Source organism: Nonomuraea dietziae (assembly GCF_014195505.1).
GTDB lineage: Bacteria > Actinomycetota > Actinomycetes > Streptosporangiales > Streptosporangiaceae > Nonomuraea > Nonomuraea roseola.
Window position 1 is genome coordinate 147,744 of the sequence record NZ_JACIBV010000003.1, and the last position, 16,643, is coordinate 164,386.

15 protein-coding genes and 3 pseudogenes are annotated in these 16,643 nt (G+C 67.2%); 9 read left to right on the forward strand and 9 right to left on the reverse strand.

The window, feature by feature from the left end:
* Positions 1-158 precede the first annotated feature (158 nt).
* From FHR33_RS47680 to FHR33_RS47700, 5 genes are read left to right on the forward strand one after another with little or no spacing between them, the layout of a single operon-like run.
* Positions 159-1,334 (forward strand): TniQ family protein, encoded by a 1,176-nt coding sequence (locus tag FHR33_RS47680; RefSeq protein WP_183662632.1) that lies wholly within the window; start codon positions 159-161, stop codon positions 1,332-1,334.
* The gene (locus FHR33_RS47685; protein ID WP_183662634.1) at positions 1,331-1,780 is read left to right on the forward strand and encodes a hypothetical protein; all 450 of its coding nucleotides are present in this window, start codon (positions 1,331-1,333) and stop codon (positions 1,778-1,780) included. Before FHR33_RS47680 ends, FHR33_RS47685 begins: the two co-directional genes overlap by 4 nt.
* Entirely contained in the window at positions 1,674-2,636 is a 963-nt protein-coding gene (locus FHR33_RS47690; protein WP_183662636.1) for a Mu transposase C-terminal domain-containing protein, read from the forward strand. The genes FHR33_RS47685 and FHR33_RS47690 overlap by 107 nt, the downstream gene beginning before the upstream one ends.
* The gene (locus FHR33_RS47695; protein ID WP_183662639.1) at positions 2,633-3,832 is read left to right on the forward strand and encodes a TniB family NTP-binding protein; all 1,200 of its coding nucleotides are present in this window, start codon (positions 2,633-2,635) and stop codon (positions 3,830-3,832) included. The genes FHR33_RS47690 and FHR33_RS47695 overlap by 4 nt, the downstream gene beginning before the upstream one ends.
* Positions 3,829-5,124 carry a TniQ family protein gene (locus tag FHR33_RS47700; protein ID WP_183662640.1) on the forward strand — a complete coding sequence of 432 codons (1,296 nt, stop codon included), beginning with the start codon at positions 3,829-3,831 and terminating at the stop codon, positions 5,122-5,124. Before FHR33_RS47695 ends, FHR33_RS47700 begins: the two co-directional genes overlap by 4 nt.
* Positions 5,125-5,232: 108 nt before the next feature.
* On the opposite strand, the gene soxR is transcribed toward FHR33_RS47700, so the two are convergent.
* Positions 5,233-5,700, reverse strand: a complete 468-nt coding sequence (gene soxR / locus FHR33_RS47705; protein ID WP_183663195.1) for a redox-sensitive transcriptional activator SoxR — start codon at positions 5,698-5,700, stop codon at positions 5,233-5,235.
* Positions 5,701-5,799: 99 nt separating this feature from the next.
* Here soxR and FHR33_RS47710 point away from each other — a divergent pair, with 99 nt between their 5' ends.
* Both FHR33_RS47710 and FHR33_RS47715 read left to right on the forward strand, forming a co-directional pair.
* Positions 5,800-6,390, forward strand: coding sequence for an NADPH-dependent FMN reductase (locus FHR33_RS47710; RefSeq protein WP_183662642.1), 591 nt, complete (start codon positions 5,800-5,802; stop codon positions 6,388-6,390).
* A gap of 64 nt (positions 6,391-6,454) precedes the next feature.
* Positions 6,455-7,396, forward strand: a complete 942-nt coding sequence (locus FHR33_RS47715; protein WP_183662644.1) for an erythromycin esterase family protein — start codon at positions 6,455-6,457, stop codon at positions 7,394-7,396.
* Positions 7,397-7,694: 298 nt separating this feature from the next.
* On the opposite strand, the gene FHR33_RS51400 is transcribed toward FHR33_RS47715, so the two are convergent.
* The 4 genes and pseudogenes from FHR33_RS51400 to FHR33_RS49535 form a co-directional block, all read right to left on the reverse strand.
* Positions 7,695-7,934 carry a Clp protease N-terminal domain-containing protein gene (locus FHR33_RS51400; protein ID WP_183662646.1) on the reverse strand — a complete coding sequence of 80 codons (240 nt, stop codon included), beginning with the start codon at positions 7,932-7,934 and terminating at the stop codon, positions 7,695-7,697.
* Positions 7,840-8,184, reverse strand: coding sequence for a Clp protease N-terminal domain-containing protein (locus FHR33_RS53760; protein WP_512767004.1), 345 nt, complete (start codon positions 8,182-8,184; stop codon positions 7,840-7,842). The genes FHR33_RS51400 and FHR33_RS53760 overlap by 95 nt, the downstream gene beginning before the upstream one ends.
* A 136-nt stretch (positions 8,185-8,320) precedes the next feature.
* Positions 8,321-8,503, reverse strand: a pseudogene (locus FHR33_RS53765) (transposase); the annotation flags it as partial.
* Positions 8,504-8,608: 105 nt separating this feature from the next.
* Entirely contained in the window at positions 8,609-8,794 is a 186-nt protein-coding gene (locus FHR33_RS49535) for a hypothetical protein (protein ID WP_221242715.1), read from the reverse strand.
* A gap of 430 nt (positions 8,795-9,224) precedes the next feature.
* On the opposite strand from FHR33_RS49535, the gene FHR33_RS47730 reads away from it, so the two are divergent.
* Entirely contained in the window at positions 9,225-9,638 is a 414-nt protein-coding gene (locus tag FHR33_RS47730; protein WP_183662648.1) for a hypothetical protein, read from the forward strand.
* Between the two features lie 240 nt (positions 9,639-9,878).
* Here the strand turns inward: FHR33_RS47730 and FHR33_RS47735 are convergent.
* From FHR33_RS47735 to FHR33_RS47750, 4 genes and pseudogenes are all read right to left on the reverse strand, one after another.
* A pseudogene (locus tag FHR33_RS47735) lies at positions 9,879-10,112 on the reverse strand (integrase core domain-containing protein); the annotation flags it as partial.
* Between the two features lie 37 nt (positions 10,113-10,149).
* Positions 10,150-10,539, reverse strand: coding sequence for a helix-turn-helix domain-containing protein (locus FHR33_RS47740; RefSeq protein WP_183662650.1), 390 nt, complete (start codon positions 10,537-10,539; stop codon positions 10,150-10,152).
* Positions 10,540-10,722: 183 nt separating this feature from the next.
* Entirely contained in the window at positions 10,723-12,690 is a 1,968-nt protein-coding gene (locus FHR33_RS47745) for a hypothetical protein (RefSeq protein WP_183662652.1), read from the reverse strand.
* Between the two features lie 261 nt (positions 12,691-12,951).
* The gene (locus FHR33_RS47750; protein WP_183662654.1) at positions 12,952-13,122 is read right to left on the reverse strand and encodes a hypothetical protein; all 171 of its coding nucleotides are present in this window, start codon (positions 13,120-13,122) and stop codon (positions 12,952-12,954) included.
* Between the two features lie 2,778 nt (positions 13,123-15,900).
* Between FHR33_RS47750 and FHR33_RS47755 the strand changes: the two are divergent.
* Positions 15,901-16,442, forward strand: a pseudogene (locus tag FHR33_RS47755) (IS5 family transposase); the annotation flags it as partial.
* Positions 16,443-16,643: the final 201 nt, after the last annotated feature.

Consider the following 16,643-nt stretch of genomic DNA (forward strand, 5'->3'; position numbering starts at 1 on the left):
TTAATGATCATCCAAGGGGCCGATGCCTTCATATGACCCCCAGGTTGTCTGGCGGTCTTGAAGACGACAGTCCGTCACGGCAACTGGAAGTGGACATGGAAGCGCGTCATCGAAGTTGGCAGTAGCGGCTTGTACGGCAGGAGGTTCGGCCCGAAAGAATGGTGGCGGTCTGGCCTCGGCGGCTGGCGCTGGTGGTGGCACCGGCGTACAGCGAGTCGTTCGCGTCGTGGGTGGATCGGATGGCCCTGCGGAACGGATGTCCACCGAGGGCGATGGTCGAGGCGTTGGGGCTGGATGTACGCGCGGCGAGTGACGTCCGTTCACTGGCGTACGGCGTTGTCACAACGCTGGAGACGTGCAGGGCGATCGAGGCTGCAACTGGCGTGAGCTCTGAGACAGTGCGTGGGATGCACCTGGAGGTGTTCGACGGTTCGGTCCTGGATCTGGCAGGGGTCCGCGTGGGCGACGAGGAGTCAGTGCGCCGGGCCGAGGGCCGTGAGTGGGTGCGGTTCTTCGGCAGCCGGGTATGCCCGACCTGCCTTGCGGCTTCGGGCGGAGTGTGGCTGACCTGGTGGAAGCTGAGCTGGGCCGCAGTCTGTCCCGAGCATCGGACGCTGCTGGTGGACCTCTGCCCGAGATGCCGCGTGGCCGTGCGACGAGGTCCCGCCGGCCAGCCTGCGCGTCTGTCTCGCTCACGGATGCCGGCTCCGTTGCGGTGCGGCGCACTTCTCAGCGGGGCCGTATGCGATCAGCCGATTCCGCAGATCAGGACGAGCGTTGCGAGTCACGAACTCGCTGATCAGCAACAACTCGTGCTTGAGGTGGCGACGCGCCGTCGGCCTGCGCTGATCGCAGGTCAGGTGGTAAATGCCGGTCAGTGGTTCGCGGTCTTAAAAGCGACGGCGCTGCTGGCCCGGCTGGGGGTGCCGGAAGTTCTCCCTCTGCTGGATGCGCCTCCGAATAGTCAGGACGCGCTGGCCGCAGAGGCTGGTGGACAGCGGTGGAACCGGGCGGGCCCGGTGGGCCGCTTCGGGATGGCTCCCCGCACGGCGTTGGTGGCTGCGGGATTGCTGGCCACGGCTTCGAAGGTGGCCGCAGCGGAAGAGGAGTCGGAGCTGGTGGCCCGGTTGATGCCGCTGGCCACCGCCGCGCGAATGCGATGGAAAGAGCGTCGGCCGGATCTGTCGACGCCGATGGCTCTGCCGCCGGTCTTCACAGCAGCCTTGGATGCCGTGTCACCTTCGGCCGGGCGCCGACGCGGCGCAGCGCGGCGGCGCGGCCGCAGCGTTCCTACCGGCCGGATGAGGCGGTGCGGCCGGGCCAGGTGGTCATGATCGACGCCACCCCGCTGGACGTGATCGCCTACGACCCGATCGGCGACGTCACGCACAAGGTGCACCTGGTGCTGGCGATCGACGTCGCGACCCGGACGCTTCTGGCCTGGCGGATGACGGTCGGCGACACCCGCGCGGTCGATGTGGTGATGCTGCTCAACGACGCGGTCACCCCGGAGCCGATGCGGCCCGGCTGGAAGCAGTCGCTGGCGTTCCGGATGCTGCGCCTGCCCATCACCCGCGAGGTCGAGCTGGAGGCGCGGCTGGAGCTGGCCGCGGCCCGGCCGGTGATCTGGCCGGAGCAGATCCTGGTCGACCACGCCAAGGTCAACCTGTCCGATGCGCTGCGAGGCCTGCCTGGATCTGGGGATCAACCTCGGGCTGGCCCGCAAGGCCAACCCGACCGACAAGGCCAACATCGAACGCGCCTTCGGCACCGTCCGTGAGGATTTCGCCAAACACGTCGCCGGTTACAAGGGCTCCGACACCTCCAGCCGGGGCCGGCTGGTGGAGCACGCCGCTCGGTGGAGCCTGGAGGACCTGGAGGAGTTCTTCGCCGAATATGTGGTGGCCGTCTATCAGCGGCGGGTGCACTCCGGGCTGGTCGTCCCGGGGTTCCCGGAGCTGGAGCTGTCGCCGAACCAGGCTTATGGCCTGATGGTGGCCCGCTACGGCTACATCCTCTGCCCGCCGCAGTCGCACCATTACTGCAAACGGCTGCCGATCGAGTACCGGACGATCCGCCCGGAGGGGATCCAGCTCGACTACCTCATCTACGATGATCCGGTCTTGAGCAATTATCGGCGGGCGCTCTCGCCGGTCCCGGGCAAGGGCCGGAAATGGCCGATCCGCTACAACCCGGGCGACCCCAGCCGAGTGTTCATCTTCCTCGAAGGCACCTGGCGGGTACTGTTCTGGACGCATCTGCCGGATCCGGCCGTCCCGTTCACCGCGCGGATGGTCCAAGAGGCCCGCAAGCTCCTGCGTGACGGCGGGTTGCGGGAGCCGAGCCAGCAGAAGATCGCCGAGGCGCTGGTGGATCTGCAGCGCCGGATGGACGCGCCCGAGTCGGCGACCGCTCGCACCCGCCGCGAGCTGGTGCGGGCCCGCGAGGACGCCCGCGCCATCAAACGCGATCAAGCTCGCCTCCGGTTCGGTGAGCCCGAGGAGCCGCCTCCGGTGCTGAGTCTGGTCCCGCTGGCCGATGAGGAGCCGGCGGAGGACGTGGTGGTGGACCTGTCCGAACTGGAGGAGTTCGAGATCTGGGATCCCGGCGCACCGCGAGGCCCGGACCGCGCATGAACAAGCGTGTCGCTCAGCCACGCACCAAGGAGCAGTGGCGCGAGTTCTGCGCCCGCCCGGCACCACCCCGGCCCGAGCCGGTCAGCCGCAGCGAGTACGACAACTGGGCCGCCGACCGGCAGGACCCGTTCAATGAGATGCGCAGAAGCTGCAACGCCAACCCGCCGTTCCTCAAGCATCCGCAGGTCCTGCGGGTGCTGGCCGCGCTGCAGCCGAAGCTGACCCAAGGCCGCTACAGCCAGGACGCCACCTTTCACAGCGCGATCATCAACGGGCCCGGGCACTGCGGCAAAACGTCGCTGCTCAAGTTGATCGGCAAGGAGTGCGAGCTGGACTGGCGTCGCCGCCACCCCGACCTGGCTCCCGACCCAGGAGTGTCACCGGCCGACTTCCGCGGCGACTTTCTCGGCGACCGGGTGCCGGTGATCTACGTCAGCGCCAGCACCGGCGCGACCGCGGGCATGCTGTCGCAGGCCATCGGCAAGTTCCTGCACGTTGCGAACCCCGGCCGCACCGCGACGAAGTGGACCCTCACCGATCCCGTGCTGGACGCGATCGAGGCCTGCGGCACCGAACTACTGCTCCTGGACGACCTGCACATGCTGGACAAGATCCGCGACGGCGGCCCGGAGACCAACGACCACATCAAGAACCTGGCCAACCACGCCGCAGTCACCATCGTCGGCGCCGGAATCCTGCTGGAGCAGGGCAACCTGTTCACCGACGGCGCCCCACCCCGCACCCGCCCAGGCAAGGCCGGCACCGCCCCGGACGGGCACGAGCGCGGCCGGGCCGGACAGTTCGGCTCCCGCTTCGCCGACCTGCAACACCTGGCCCCGCTCACGATCGCCACCCGCGAGCAGCAACGCACCTGGATGTCCCTGGTGCGCCACTTCGAAACCAACCTGATCCTGCTCGATCACCCACCCGACGACCTGACCCTGCATCACTGGCGCTACCTGCACGAACGCACCTCCGGCTACATCGGCTCGCTGGCCATGCTGTTCAAAGAGGCCGCTCACACGGCGATGGACACCGGCCTCGAAGCACTCACCCGCGACATCATGGACAGCGTGGTGCTCGGCCACGACGACGAGGTCGACTACGCCAAGACGAAAGCCCGCCGCCAGGCCGGTGCACGGCGCCGCACCAAGAAGGCTCCGCCCGCTTCCGGCCAGGACGCGAGCACTGGATGATCCGGCACCACCTCGAACTCGAGGAGCGGCAACCGGACCGGCCGCCGCCGCGTCGGCTGGCCCTGGTGCCGCCACCGGCGGACGGCGAGGCCTTCCACTCCTGGTTCTTCCGCCTGGTCGAGACGCAGCACAGCCACCGCGACACCATCGCGTCCCTGCTCGGCCTGCCTCCCTACACCCCGCAGCGCTACACCCTGGGCGAGGACTTCCTCACCATCTACGACGGCGAGTACGTCTTCGAGAACCTGCGCGACGCCACCGGGCTGCGCGCCCGCGCCATGATGCACATGGCGCTGATGAGCCAGGGCGGCCAGTTCATCACCTACGGCTGGACCGGCAACACCAGGACCCGGCCCTGGCCCTGGCGCGCCGACACCGCGGCCGTCTGCCCCCGGTGCCTGGCCGAGCCCGACCCGATCTGGCGGATCTCCTGGCACCTGCTGCCTTGCGTGATCTGTCCCCAGCATCGCGTCTATCTGACCGGCTGGTGCCCGAGCTGCCACACCCGGATCAGCGTCGGCGACACCCCCCGCTACCGGCGCGAATGCAACGGACCCTTCGGCCCACAGGGGCGCATCGTCGGCGCCCGCAACTGCCGGCAGCAACTCGCCCGGCTCCCCTGCCAGCCGGTCGGAAGCAAGCGGCTGCTGCGCATCCAGCAGGACCTCCTGGCCCGGCTGCACCGCCCACGCGATGGCCCCATCGAACCCACCAAGGCGTTCTGGGACCTCTATGAGCTGCTGTTTCGCCTGGCGATCTATTTCGGCACCCCGGAGATGCTCCCCACCGGCACCGACGTCCACCTGTGGTGGACTTTCCACGAGTTCTGCCACCTGCGCGACCAACTCGCGCTGACCGCCGGATCCGCTGCCCGCGAACGCTGCGGCGACCTGCTCCGTTACCAGCCCGGACCGCTGCTCAGCGCCGCCGCGATGCTCATCATCGACGAGCTCAGCTTCACCGGCACCCTGCTGGACGCGCTGCGCTACTTCATGGACCAGCGCCGCTACGACCCCTGGGCCGGCACCCTCTGGCACGAATACTGCGACGACTACCACCCCACCGCCGTCACCAACCGGATCCTCAACCACCTCAAGATTAGATACGTCGACCCGGCACTTCTCAAACCGCGCGCCCTCTGGGAACGTGGCGTGCCCCACCACCTGCACCCGCCCGAAACCGTCGAAGACCTGGACCTGCCCGAAGCCGCGCTGCTCCTCGCCGGCGAAGGCATTCGGCCCTGGCAAACCACCGCAGTTGTCCGGGCATCCCTGAGACGAGTACGTGCATAACAGTTGATCTTCGACTCCGTACTGTCAACCTCGATGACACAGCCGCTGGTGTTTCGACATCCATCGAACTGACAGTGCCCAGGTCGGCCGGTCAGTGACGCCAGGAAGTCAACCACCACTCAGGGGTTCCAGCAGGCGGTGAGGGCCCGGACCGTGTTCCGCGAGCGTGTCCGCGGGGTTGACCAGCGCGCACTGCTCGAAAGACAGGCACCCACAGCCGATGCAGTCGGTGAACCGGTCGCGCATCCGCTCCATCTTCTCGATGCGGGCGTTGATCTCCCTGCTCCAGCACACCGACGCGTTCATCCAGAACTCCCGGGTGGCGGGCACCCCCTCCGGCAGGAAGCCCAGCACCTCTCCGATCACCGACAGCGGCATGCCAACGCTCTGCGAGGCGCGGATGAACGCCACCCGGCGCAGAGTGCTGCGGTGATAGCGGCGCTGGTTCCCGTCGGTGCGATGGCTGGCGATGAGTCCCTGGCGCTCGTAGAAGCGCAGCGCAGAGGCAGGGACGCCGCTGCGCCCGGACAACTCCCCGATGGTCAACTCCTCGGCAACCTCACCTGAAACCGACATATCGCTCACCCTAGCTTGACTTAAACCTTTGTTTAACCACGAGCCTGTTCACACGGCGCGACGAGCGCCGCATTCCCCAGCAACCCGAGGAGCCCTGTCATGTCCGAGAAGCCGATCAGGCTCGTCGTCATCATCGGCAGCATCCGGTCGGGCCGATCCGGCCCGACCGTCGCGAACTGGTTCGCTCGCCAAGCCCGCCGACACGGCGAGTTCGACGTCGATGTCGTCGACCTGGCGGAGGTCCCGCTCCCCATGACGCTGCCGGATTTCGGGTCGGCGCCGTCCCCTGAGGCGGCACAGGCTCTCGAGAGCCTAACCCCGCGGTTGGACGCCGCCGACGTGTTCGTCGTCGTGACGCCGGAGTACAACCACAGCTTCCCCGCGTCACTGAAGAACGTCATCGATTGGCATCACCAGCAATGGCAGGCCAAACCAGTTGGCTTCGTCTCCTACGGAGGTCTGTCCGGCGGGCTGCGGGCGGTGGAGCACCTGCGTCTGGTCTTCGCCGAACTACACGCGGTGGGGATCCGGGACACCGTCAGCTTTCACGGCGCCGGCCAGTTCGATGACAAGGGCGACCCGGCCGACCCGGAGGGCTGCATGAGTGCCGCCAACCTCATGCTTGACCGGCTCACCTGGTGGGCCAGGACCTTGCGCGCCGGCAGGACCACCCGCCCTTACGCCGCCTGACCCTCACGCACAAACGCGGCCTGCCCGCCAGCCTGCGAAGAGCAAAAACCCCACGGAGACAGCAATGACCGAGACAGTACGTCAATGGATCAGGCAGCATGCCCATCCCCTCACCACCCTTGCCCCCCACGACCCGCTAGCCGATCTGGCCGCCCTGCGCGACCTGACGCGTGATGCCACGGTCGTAGCCCTCGCCTCATCGGCCCGCCAGGCCCACGAACTGTCGGCCATCGCCCATCGCATGCTGAGATTCCTGGTCGAGGAGATGGGGTTCCGCTCGATCGCCTTGGAAGGCGACAGCGCCGCACGCCTGAACCTCGACGAGTACGTCCGCACCGGCGGGGGCGACCCGCAGGCGCTCCTGGCCGGCGCCCGGTCCTTCTGGCAGACCGAGGAGATCGTGGAGGTCATCCGATGGATGCGCGCCTACAACGAACGGCACCCGGACGACCCGGTCCGCTTCGCCGGCGCTCCCGACCGAGCCCCCCTGAAACTCAGCAATCTGCCAGAGATGGTCGGCGACGCCATTGAACAACGCCTGGCCGAGGACACAATCTGGTGGCACGAACACACCGGAGACAAGATCGTCTACTGGGGCGGCCTCGCGCACATGGTCAACAGCGCCACCCGGACGGTCTCCCCATCGTTCACGCACCGCAACGCGGGCAGCTACCTACGCGAACGCTTCGGCAGCGGTTACCTGTGCATCGGACTGACCTTCCACCACGGGTCGCTGCCCTTCCATGTCCCCGCCCCGCCGCCCGACTTCGCCGAAACACCTCTGGGCGATGCCGGCCTGGACTCCTTCTTCCTGGACCTGCGCGCGCAGAGCCCGGCCCCGGTTCGCGCCTGGCTCAACACCCCGGCCAGAACTCGGCTGATCGGCCCCGTCTACGACCCCGGCAACGACGCCGCCCACCACCTAACCGGCGGTTCACTCGCCGACTGGATGGACATCGTCGCCCACCACCGGCAGGTGACACCCGTCCGCCTCATCGGCCACTGATCCGCCGGGGCGTCAGGCCCTCGCGCGCCTCCTTCAAGGGCTGTGATGTTCTCCCGGCAGTCGATCTTCGGCTGGCTACTGTCAACTTCGATGACGCGACCACCGATATTTCGACGTGAGTCAAAGTGACAGTGCCCAGGTCGGGGGCGAGTCTCACTGTCATCTTCGCTGCTTCCAGACACCAGAGATGGTTGTCACATCCCAGCGCTACTTGTCTCCAAGATCGGCACAGCTGGACCTTCTGTCTCGGGGGACGGGGGGCGAGTCTCATCGAAGTTGGCGTGGGCTGAAGGAAGCTTCAGACGACGCTGCCATGGAGCAGCTGGATGATCTGATCGCGCACCTGTTGCAGACCGACGCCCGGAGCCTCGGTTCCCTCCTCACGTATGACACCGAGCAAGAGGTGTTCGGTCCCGATGTATAAGTGCCCGAGTCCGGCAGCCTCACGGCGGACCTGCTCGAGGATGTTGCCCAAATCCGCTCTTGTCGTCAGGGTCCGCATGTCGCCGATGCTGATGCCAAGGCTCTTGAGCGTCATGGCGGTCACACTCGCCCAGTTGAGCCAAGCCCGCCAGAAGGTGCTCTGCGGTGACGCCGGTGTCGCCCGGAGTGCGGGCTTCCTGTTCGGCCAGGTCCAGTGCCTGCTGAGCGCGAGCCGTCAAGAGACGCTCCAGGGGTTGGTGAAGGGCCCTCTTCCTCAGCTTCCGCAGCATGGCGCCTCCTCGCGAGGAGTTGCGCATCGATCCTCTCACCGCAATCGCGTTGGTGGTTCCTGAAGCCACTGACATACTCCGATCGCCTCACCGCTGCCGACATGGGACTGATGATCTCTTTCTTGGAGAGGCCGTCCTTGGTGCGTCGTTCCATGTAGGTGCGGGTGCGGGGATCCCAGCGCAGGCGGACGAGGGCGATGCGGTAGAGGGCCGCGTTGGCTTGCCGGTCGCCGCCGCGGTTGAGGCGGCGGCTGGTCTTGCCGCTGGAGGCGGGGATCGGGGCGACACCGCAGAGCATGGCGAACGCTGCTTCGCTGGTGAGCCGGTCGTGGTTCTCCCCCGCGGTGACCAGAAGCTGGCCGGCGGTGTCGGGGCCGACGCCATGGACGGCCATCAGCTCGGGGTTGATGGCGGTGACCAGGGGCTCCAGCAGTTCGTCGAGGTTGGTGATCTCGGTGGTGAGCTGCTGGTGACGACGGGCGAGGGACCATAGTGCGATCTAGGTCGCAGTGGCCGGGTTGGCGACGTCGGCCTGGTCGGGGCGCAGCCTGGCGCAGGTGGCGATCAGATCCTTGATGCCCAGGCCACGCAGGCAGGAGCGCAGCGTGTCGGGGGCGGTGACGATCAGGGCTTTGATCTGGCGCTGGGTGTCGGCGCGCTGGTTGACCGCGCTACGGCGGGCCACTCGCAGGTTCCGCAGCGCTTCGATCCGGCCGTCGCGTTGCTTTTGGGTACCGGCCCGTGTCCCCGCCAGGGCGGTCTTGGCCGCTTGCCCGAAACGAACGCGCCGACCAGGGACTGCAGCGCGAGGTTGGTGACCGCGCGGGGATAGCCGCGGGCGGTGCTGTGTGCGTCCCTCCCATTCGCCCTCGGCCACCAGGACCGCATGGGCGTCGCCGTCCTGGTGCGCCTCCCCGCAGGACCTGCAAAGGCCACCCGCGCCCGCTCCCGAACGGCGGCTGGCTCAAAACAGGCGAAGGATGGCACTTGTGAGACTCCCCACGCTCAGCGAGGGCTCATAGGATCTGTCCCACCTACGAGAGTGCTGCCGATATGCGCAGCCATGCCTCAGGCGCACTCCAGCACGCGGTGATTCCCGACATCAGAGGATGATGATGCGCGTACACAAACTGCTCACTCTCGCCGCTGCGGCAGCGCTCGTCACGACGATGTTGCCAGCTACCCCCACGGCCGCCCAGGGGTCCGCCACCAACCTCAAGACCCAGTTCCTCAGCGCCCTCCCGTGGTGGGACCCCGTCTCCTGCGTGGAGCGCAGGATCTACCTAGACACCGGCTCCTATACTTGGGACCAGGTCATGGATGATCGCACTCACCACGTACGGACGATCTCTCTGGAGGCGGACACGTACACCTGGAAGGATTGCCTCGCCCCCCAAAATACGTTCTACGTGCAGATCACCACGCTGGATCCCGACAACCCTGCCTGGCAGACAGCAGTGGGGTATGGCACGTGGGACCTCACCGACTCAAAGATCCACACATGGGGCTCGCGGCTGACCCAGTCGTAGAAGGTCTCCTGGGAGGAATCGGACCGGATCTGGTGAATGCCAACGGGCCATGTACCAACACGTGTGCTGGTGCTGGCGGTGGGCCGACAACGCCGTGGCCGCCGCCCAGGTAAGCCAACGGGTGCCGGTGCAGTGCAGGGCTGTCACCGGCTACTGACCACACCTCGCCACACCTTGGCGGTGCCGGCCCGCGAGCTCGACCTGGACATCCTTGACGAGGTCGAAGCGATCGAGCGGCAAGGTGTGCTGTTCGGACAGGTTGGTGACGCGGCTGACTGGCGGGTGGCCGCCGAGTGTGATGTGTGCTCGATGGTGATTGTAGACGTGCAGCCAGGGGTCGAAGGCTTGGCGGCGTTCGGTCTCTGAGCTGTAGGGCTGGTTGTAGGCCCATTCGTCGGCCAAGGTGCGGTGGAAGCGTTCGACTGTGCCGTTGGCCTGGGGCCGGTAGGGGCGGGTGCGTTTGTGGGTGATGCCCAAGCCGGTGAGACTCCGGCCAGTGAGGCGAAGCGGGCTACTGGCCAGCGCCGAGCCGGTGAGCGGTCAGGACTGTGACGGCGCCATTTGGACGCCGTGTCCGGATGCACCCGGAGCTGCTCGGGATCTGCTTGTTGCTCGTGCCGTCCGCACAGGCCAGCACGATCTTTGCGCGCATCGCCAGGACCTGCGCGGACCCGGCCCGCCACGCCCACCGCTGCAGCACCGCCCGCTCGGCATCGGACACCGTCAGCTCCGATTTAGGTCGGCCCGTGCGCGCTTCATCGGTCAGCGCCTCGAGCCCGCCCCGGGCGAACGCCGCACGCCGCTTGCGCACCGTGCTCTCGGCGAGACCCAGATCTCGTGCCACCTGCGCGGTGCAGACCCCGGCCCTGGATGCGCCATAGCCAGCACCATAAGGACTCACCTGGCGATTTTCAGGCGGATGACACTAGCTCTCGGGATGTTGCTCGACCCCGAGTTCCCAGCTAGCTGGCCTGTGGCGGCCCGTGCGGTTCGATGTCCATCCAGGAGGGCGGGCCGAGCACAGCATGACCACGAGTGCCTCGAATCCACAGGTCGCCCAGCATCGTCTGCCTCGACCTTGAGGCTAACCGAGCACCGGCTGCGGGGGCCCGTGCGGTTCGGCGTCCATCCACGGAGGTGGGCCTGCGTCGGCGATCTCCTGCAACGGGATTGGGTACTCGGGCGGCTCGAGCGTGGGGACGAACGCCTCGATGACGGAGAGGAAGGCGTGCCACTCCGCGCGCTGCTGCCGGTAGCGGGCCATGATGTCGACGAGCAACTCGGGCACGCCGAGTTGCTTGGCAACGCGGAGCGGGTCAGCGGGGCCGCGGATCCAGCCGCCGCGGCGTCGCTCGGCCAGGCCGTGCTCGGCGAGCGTGGTGAGCGCGGTAGTGACGGCGGTTGGGGAGATGCCGACGAGCGTGTGCAGGTCGGTCGTGCGGGTCGGCTCACTGTTGAGCTGCTCCCAGACGAGTGCGCCTGTGCCGCCCAGGATGCGAAAGACGGGGTGAATGCCACCGAGTTTGCCGGGCTGCCAGCGTCTCCATTCGGCTGCCTCGGCGTACCCCTGAGGGATGATCAACCGGTAGGTGTCGGCTCGCTCGCCGTGGTGGACCTGGATGAGGTTGATGAAGGGGTCGTGCTCCTCTCGCAGCAGCTTCAGCGTCTTGGCCACGGTCGATTCGTCCAGCCCCGCCAGCAGGGCCAGATGCCGGACACCGAACGCGATGACGGTGCAGTTCCGGAGTTGCGCGGCCTTCAGAAGCGCGCGAAGCACGCGCCGAATGGTCACCGCTCTAGGTCCTGCCCACCGGTACCTCTCGGCTGCTCTCATCGCGGAATTCCAGCGGAGGATCTGCTGACGTTCCGTCCCCGCGTCCATGCCCCGGGGCGCGGGTTCGACGGTGAGGCGAAGCCCTTCGAGCTCTACCTTGCTCCCCCCGCTGTGTGTTCTCCCCCTTGTGTGGACGTCGCGGCCAAATTCTCTCCCCGTGACCCACGCGATGGCGTTTTTCCAGTCCGCGCGCAGGCGTTCGGCGCGGGTTCGATCGTCCTTGTACCGGGCGTAGAAGCTGGCCATGCCCGACCAGTCGCCACCAGCGAGGCGGGCGGACACGTCGGCGAGCTGCCAGCCGCACGCCACAGCTCCAGCGACGACGGCCTGCCGGGCTTCGGATGGCGAGGCGTAGTCCCGCTGGTCGAACTTGCCGGAGGCGGCGATCTCCTCCAGACGTGGGCTGAGCCGGGGGAGGGGCCCGCCGGCGCGGGGCAGCCACCGGTCGTGCTGCTCGTCCATCTGCCACACAGCGGCTGCCATGCTGACGGGCGTCTCCTGCTCGGCCTCGATCGCTTCGAGCTCGGGCATGAGCGCGTCGATCAACGCGCTCCACACGTCGGGCCCGCAGGGGTTGGCCAGCACCTGACGGACGTGAACGAGAGGGGTAGTGAGCTTCTGATGGCCGCGTGAGCGGTGCCAGGAGCCGGGCGGGCGGATCACGCCGTCCGTGCTGCCGAGCATGGGCTGTGGGTCGAGCGTCGGGTAGCGGCGAGCGAGCGCGAGCGCGATCTGCCGCATCTCCCGGTATGGCAGCGGGGCGGCCCACAGCACGTAGCCGTGTCTGCCCCCGTTGGGGGAGATGTCGCCAAAGCCGCGGCCGCCGCATGCGTGCACGAGCGCGGCGAAGTCGGCGGCGTCGGCGGCCACCGCAGCGTACGGGTCTTGGGCGCCTCGCCGTACCGCACGGGAGATGTCGAAGTCGGCGGCCAAGAGGCGGGTATGGCCGCTCGTGTCGTACACGTAAACCGCGGCGGGGGACAGGGGCAGCCGTACCGTCAGCTCACGCTCAAGATGACGGGGATAGTTGCGGCCGCCGTCATGGGATAGCCGTACGCGGCCGCGAGCTCCGAGCGCGGGCGCGCACAGCGCCCACTCCTCATTAGCTTTGAGCGTGCCTTCCCCGGAATAGCCCTCCCCATGACGGGGACGGGGTATGAGGTTGTCAGTGACGGCAATGCCTGTTTCACCCGTGTTCGACACGCCGAACTTGGGCATGACTGGCAGAGCCGGGGCGACATCGTCTATCGTGGCCTCAGCTTCTGGTGAACGGACCTGGGCGTGCGAAAGCCCGCCGGGACCGCTTCTGGCGAGAAGCGGACCAGGCTGGAAAGCCCGTCCGGGATCCGGTTGCCTGTCGAAGGTCCTCGCGCACCTGCTTGGCGGTAGATGGCGCGGGGGCCTTCGTGGTTTTTATGGAGTTGTTCGCCGTCTTCGACGGATGTGGTCTCCTCTCAGCCCGCGACTAGGTCGGCGCGCTCAGGCGCTTATCAGGTCGAGCTGCTGCGTCTGCTCCGACTCGACGTAGCGACGGGCGTCCTGATCCGTCTCGACCAGGATCTCCAGATACCGCCATAGTGGGACTTGGCGTGCTTTCGCACCCTTCTTGGCCAGCGCGCACACCTCGGGCCGTACCCGGCCCTGCAGCATGCTTTCGTCCCCCTTGGGGACTCGCGTACGCCGAGGCACCGGCCCAGCCGCCTGCAGGCGAGTCAGGGGATCGGCTTCGACGAGCTGCTCCAGGTAGAGGGAGATGGAAACGCCCCTGGCCGCCGCGCCGTTTCGGGCGAGGCGGTGTGTCTCGGGGCTGACCCGGCCTTGCAGAGTTCCATGCACTCCGCCTGTGTTCGGGCGTCGTGTACGTCCAGCAATAGCAGCCATGCGGAGCATCATGGCGCACCCACGTATGCATACGCCACAACTCGCGCTCGGCGTGTCGCAACGAGTTGATCACTTCGGAGGATCTGCCGCCAGCGGCACGCGGGATCTTTCATCGGCGCTTCTCGGCACGGGCGGCGTCTAGATCAGCCAGGCGAGTTCGGCTTCCGGGCGCCGAGGCTCTGTCTGGAGAGAAGGCGGCGTCCTCTTTAACCGGGGTGCCGAAAAGGCGTTCGGCATGTAAGGCAAGTGGCTGACGTGTTGTGGACCAGACTGGAGCAGAGGACCGGGTGGCTACTCGTCCTCGACAATGCCGACGATCTGCACGCCCTACAGGTGGCCGGTGCGCCGGTCATGGAGGCGACCGGGTGGCTGCGGCTGACCCGGTCGCGGCTGATCCAGGTGACGAAAACGGGTCGTCGACGCCGGAGGTGGTGGCGACCCGGCGCACTTCATCCCCTCGCGCCGCAGAGCCGGGACGAAAGGGCCCGGCTGCTAGTAACCTGGCCGCGCGCGGAGGAACACCCGACGAGGCCGGAGCCCTCGCGGGCCGGCTGGGGCGGAGTCTGCATACTCGAGTCGGCGACCGGATACCAGCCGTATACTCCAGCGGCCCCTCTGCGAAACACCGCCGCCATTGTCCGAACGGTGCCCCGCGAGGCCGCCCCCTCGGACGGCCTCAGGTCGGCGATCACTATGTCTGCCCGTCCAAACCGAGCCGGACCGCCGTCAGGTGCGCGATCATGTCTCCGGCCCCGCCGTCGGCGGCCCTGGCTGGCACCACTCGGCCCTTGATCTTCTTGCCGATGTCGATGTCCTGACTGGACTACCGCTGCCTGCAGATCCCTTGTCGAATGCAGATGCGTAGTTGGGTAACTGAAGCGACCGGCACTCGAAGACGGTAGTAGTGACTAGCCGACACCGGGGCGAAAAGCGGGGCATTGCGCCGCTGGTGGACAGCAGCGACCGAAGGCCGGGGCGATCGAGGCGTTGGTGCTTGAGTCGCTGGCTCCGCTGCCGAAAAGCTCCTGGTGGAGCGCCTATGACTGCCAGGGGAAGCGACCGAAGCGACCGAGAGGTGCTATCTATGACCTCATCCGAGAGCGGTGGTATGGAGGATATATATCCCAACCCACCGTCGCTTCGGTCGCTTTCTACGATGTGACAGCCACATTGACCTGGTGTTCTAGCCAGCGACTCAATGCGCAGCGACCGAAGGTGGTCGAGGGGGAACGGTCTCTGGTCACTGTGGTCGTGCCCCAGTAGGACTCCGCCTAGCATGCGCCGAGAGGGACAAGAGCCCGTCCAACCAGGAACAAGCAGCGACCAAAGCTACTCAGCTCCGGAATTGGGCGAACGCATGCTGAAGAGAACCGTTGGCGCCACTAGTTCACGGGTTGCGTCGCTTCAGTCGCTAACTCCGTAGCAACCTGGCTGCCGGTGCGGCCGCCCTAGATGGAGGATCCGTGTCCCTGCGGACAGGCGGCCTTGAGCCGGATGCAGATCGAGTCTGCTGATCCGGAATGTGCTGGTGAAAGAGGCTGAGCGTCGGGTTGGCGTATGTATGCGGACCCTCGGGTGGTCAGCCGCGATCAGGCCTCGAGAGGGGGTGACCTGGCCCCGACTCCGTGCGAGATGAGGTTGATCATGCAGGCCGGTCGCCCTTCATGTTCGGTACCGAGGGTGGAGGAGGTTGATGCATGTCCCACGAGGAGAGCTGTGATGATGGCCGGTCAGGCGTAGTGGGGCAGAAAACGGTTGGAGAATGGCTGGATACCAGGCCAGGCGAATAGGCCCGTGTGAGCCAGGTCGAAAGTGGAGTGCATCGCCCCAAGGGAGTCGGCTCAAGAGGCCCGAGGGGAGCGAGCGCGAGGGCAGGGTCAACCTCGCTGAGGACACCAGCCTGGCCAGCGACGTGGACGGACGGCAGATCGCTGATGGCAAAGCTGGCCACCTGACTGGCGTCTCCTCTGTCATCATTCAGGGCGTTTGCGACCGAGTGGATGGTCGAGCGTGTGACCCGAACGTTTCCGCAGTGCTGGGCTGGGACACGGTGCTTTCCTCTCCCCTTTCGCCTCGGTGATGGGGCGTCGTCGCTGACTCGCCGCCTCGTCGTCGTTGGCGCGCGCCTTGTCCGGGCTTCTATACAGCTAATGACCAGGAGGCGAGGCAAAAGGAATCGCTCCCGGGGGAGCCTGTGCCGGATCGTGTCGACACCAGCTCGCGAGACTCACCAGCGGCGTAGAGGGCTGATCCGATCTCGTTGATGAAGCCCGGGTAGGAGCATCGCGAAAGTTGGACGTGGAGCTGTTGACGTTCTCGACCCCGAGGCTGGCGGCCAGTTCGCTTTCTCTCCAGACCCGCAAGGGATGCGCAACCGGTAGCCGCGGGACCTTGCTGGCCCGGTCTTGGCAACTGCGGAAGCGGCGGTGTTCGTTCAGCTGGCCATACGGGCCGCCATCGGCTCCACCCCCCGTGTCGCGAGGCCCGGGCTCCCTCGTTCCCGCCTTAAGACCGTGTCTTGATTGGTGATCACTCGTTGGATTGATCATGGAAGCGTTCCTGGATCAGCTGGTTCCTGACGAGTTGTGGGAGCTGTTTCAGCGCGTGATGCCGCCGCCTCCGAAGCGGCCGCAGGGTGGTGGCCGGCGGCGGGCTGATGATCGCCTGATCCTGGCGGCCATCGTGTTCGTGGCCACTACAGGCTGCACGTGGCGGCAGCTGCCACCGGGCTTCGGCGCTTCCTGGCAGACGGTGCATCGCCGCTTCACCGACTGGAGCAGAGCCCGGGTGTGGGCCAAGCTGTATCGGGTCATCCTGGATGAGCTCGGTTCCCGCGGCGAGCTGGACTGGTCGCGGTGCGCGATCGACTCGGTCAGCATCCGAGCGGCCAAAGGGGGGAGCTGACGGGTCCGAATCCTGTCGATCGCGGCAAGAAAGGCTCGAAGATCCACTTGATCACCGAACGGGCCGGCCTGCCGATCTCTGTCGCGATCAGTGCAGCCAACACCCATGACAGCTTGGCGTTGGAGCCGCTGGTGCGCAGCATTCCGCCAATCCGCTCCAGACGCGGGCCAAGGCGTCGCCGACCTCCCGCGGGCTGGCACCAGAGCGCCGACGACGGCCCGCCCACCTTCGGCTACAGCGCTACCCTCGCCACCGCCGCCCGCACCCGCGACATGATCGGCACCCACCCGCAACTCGCGCTCGGCGTGGTCATCGACACACCACACCGGCGCGTCGGCTCGGCCGCGACCACCGCTCTGGACGCCATCGCCTCGCTCGGCCTGCCC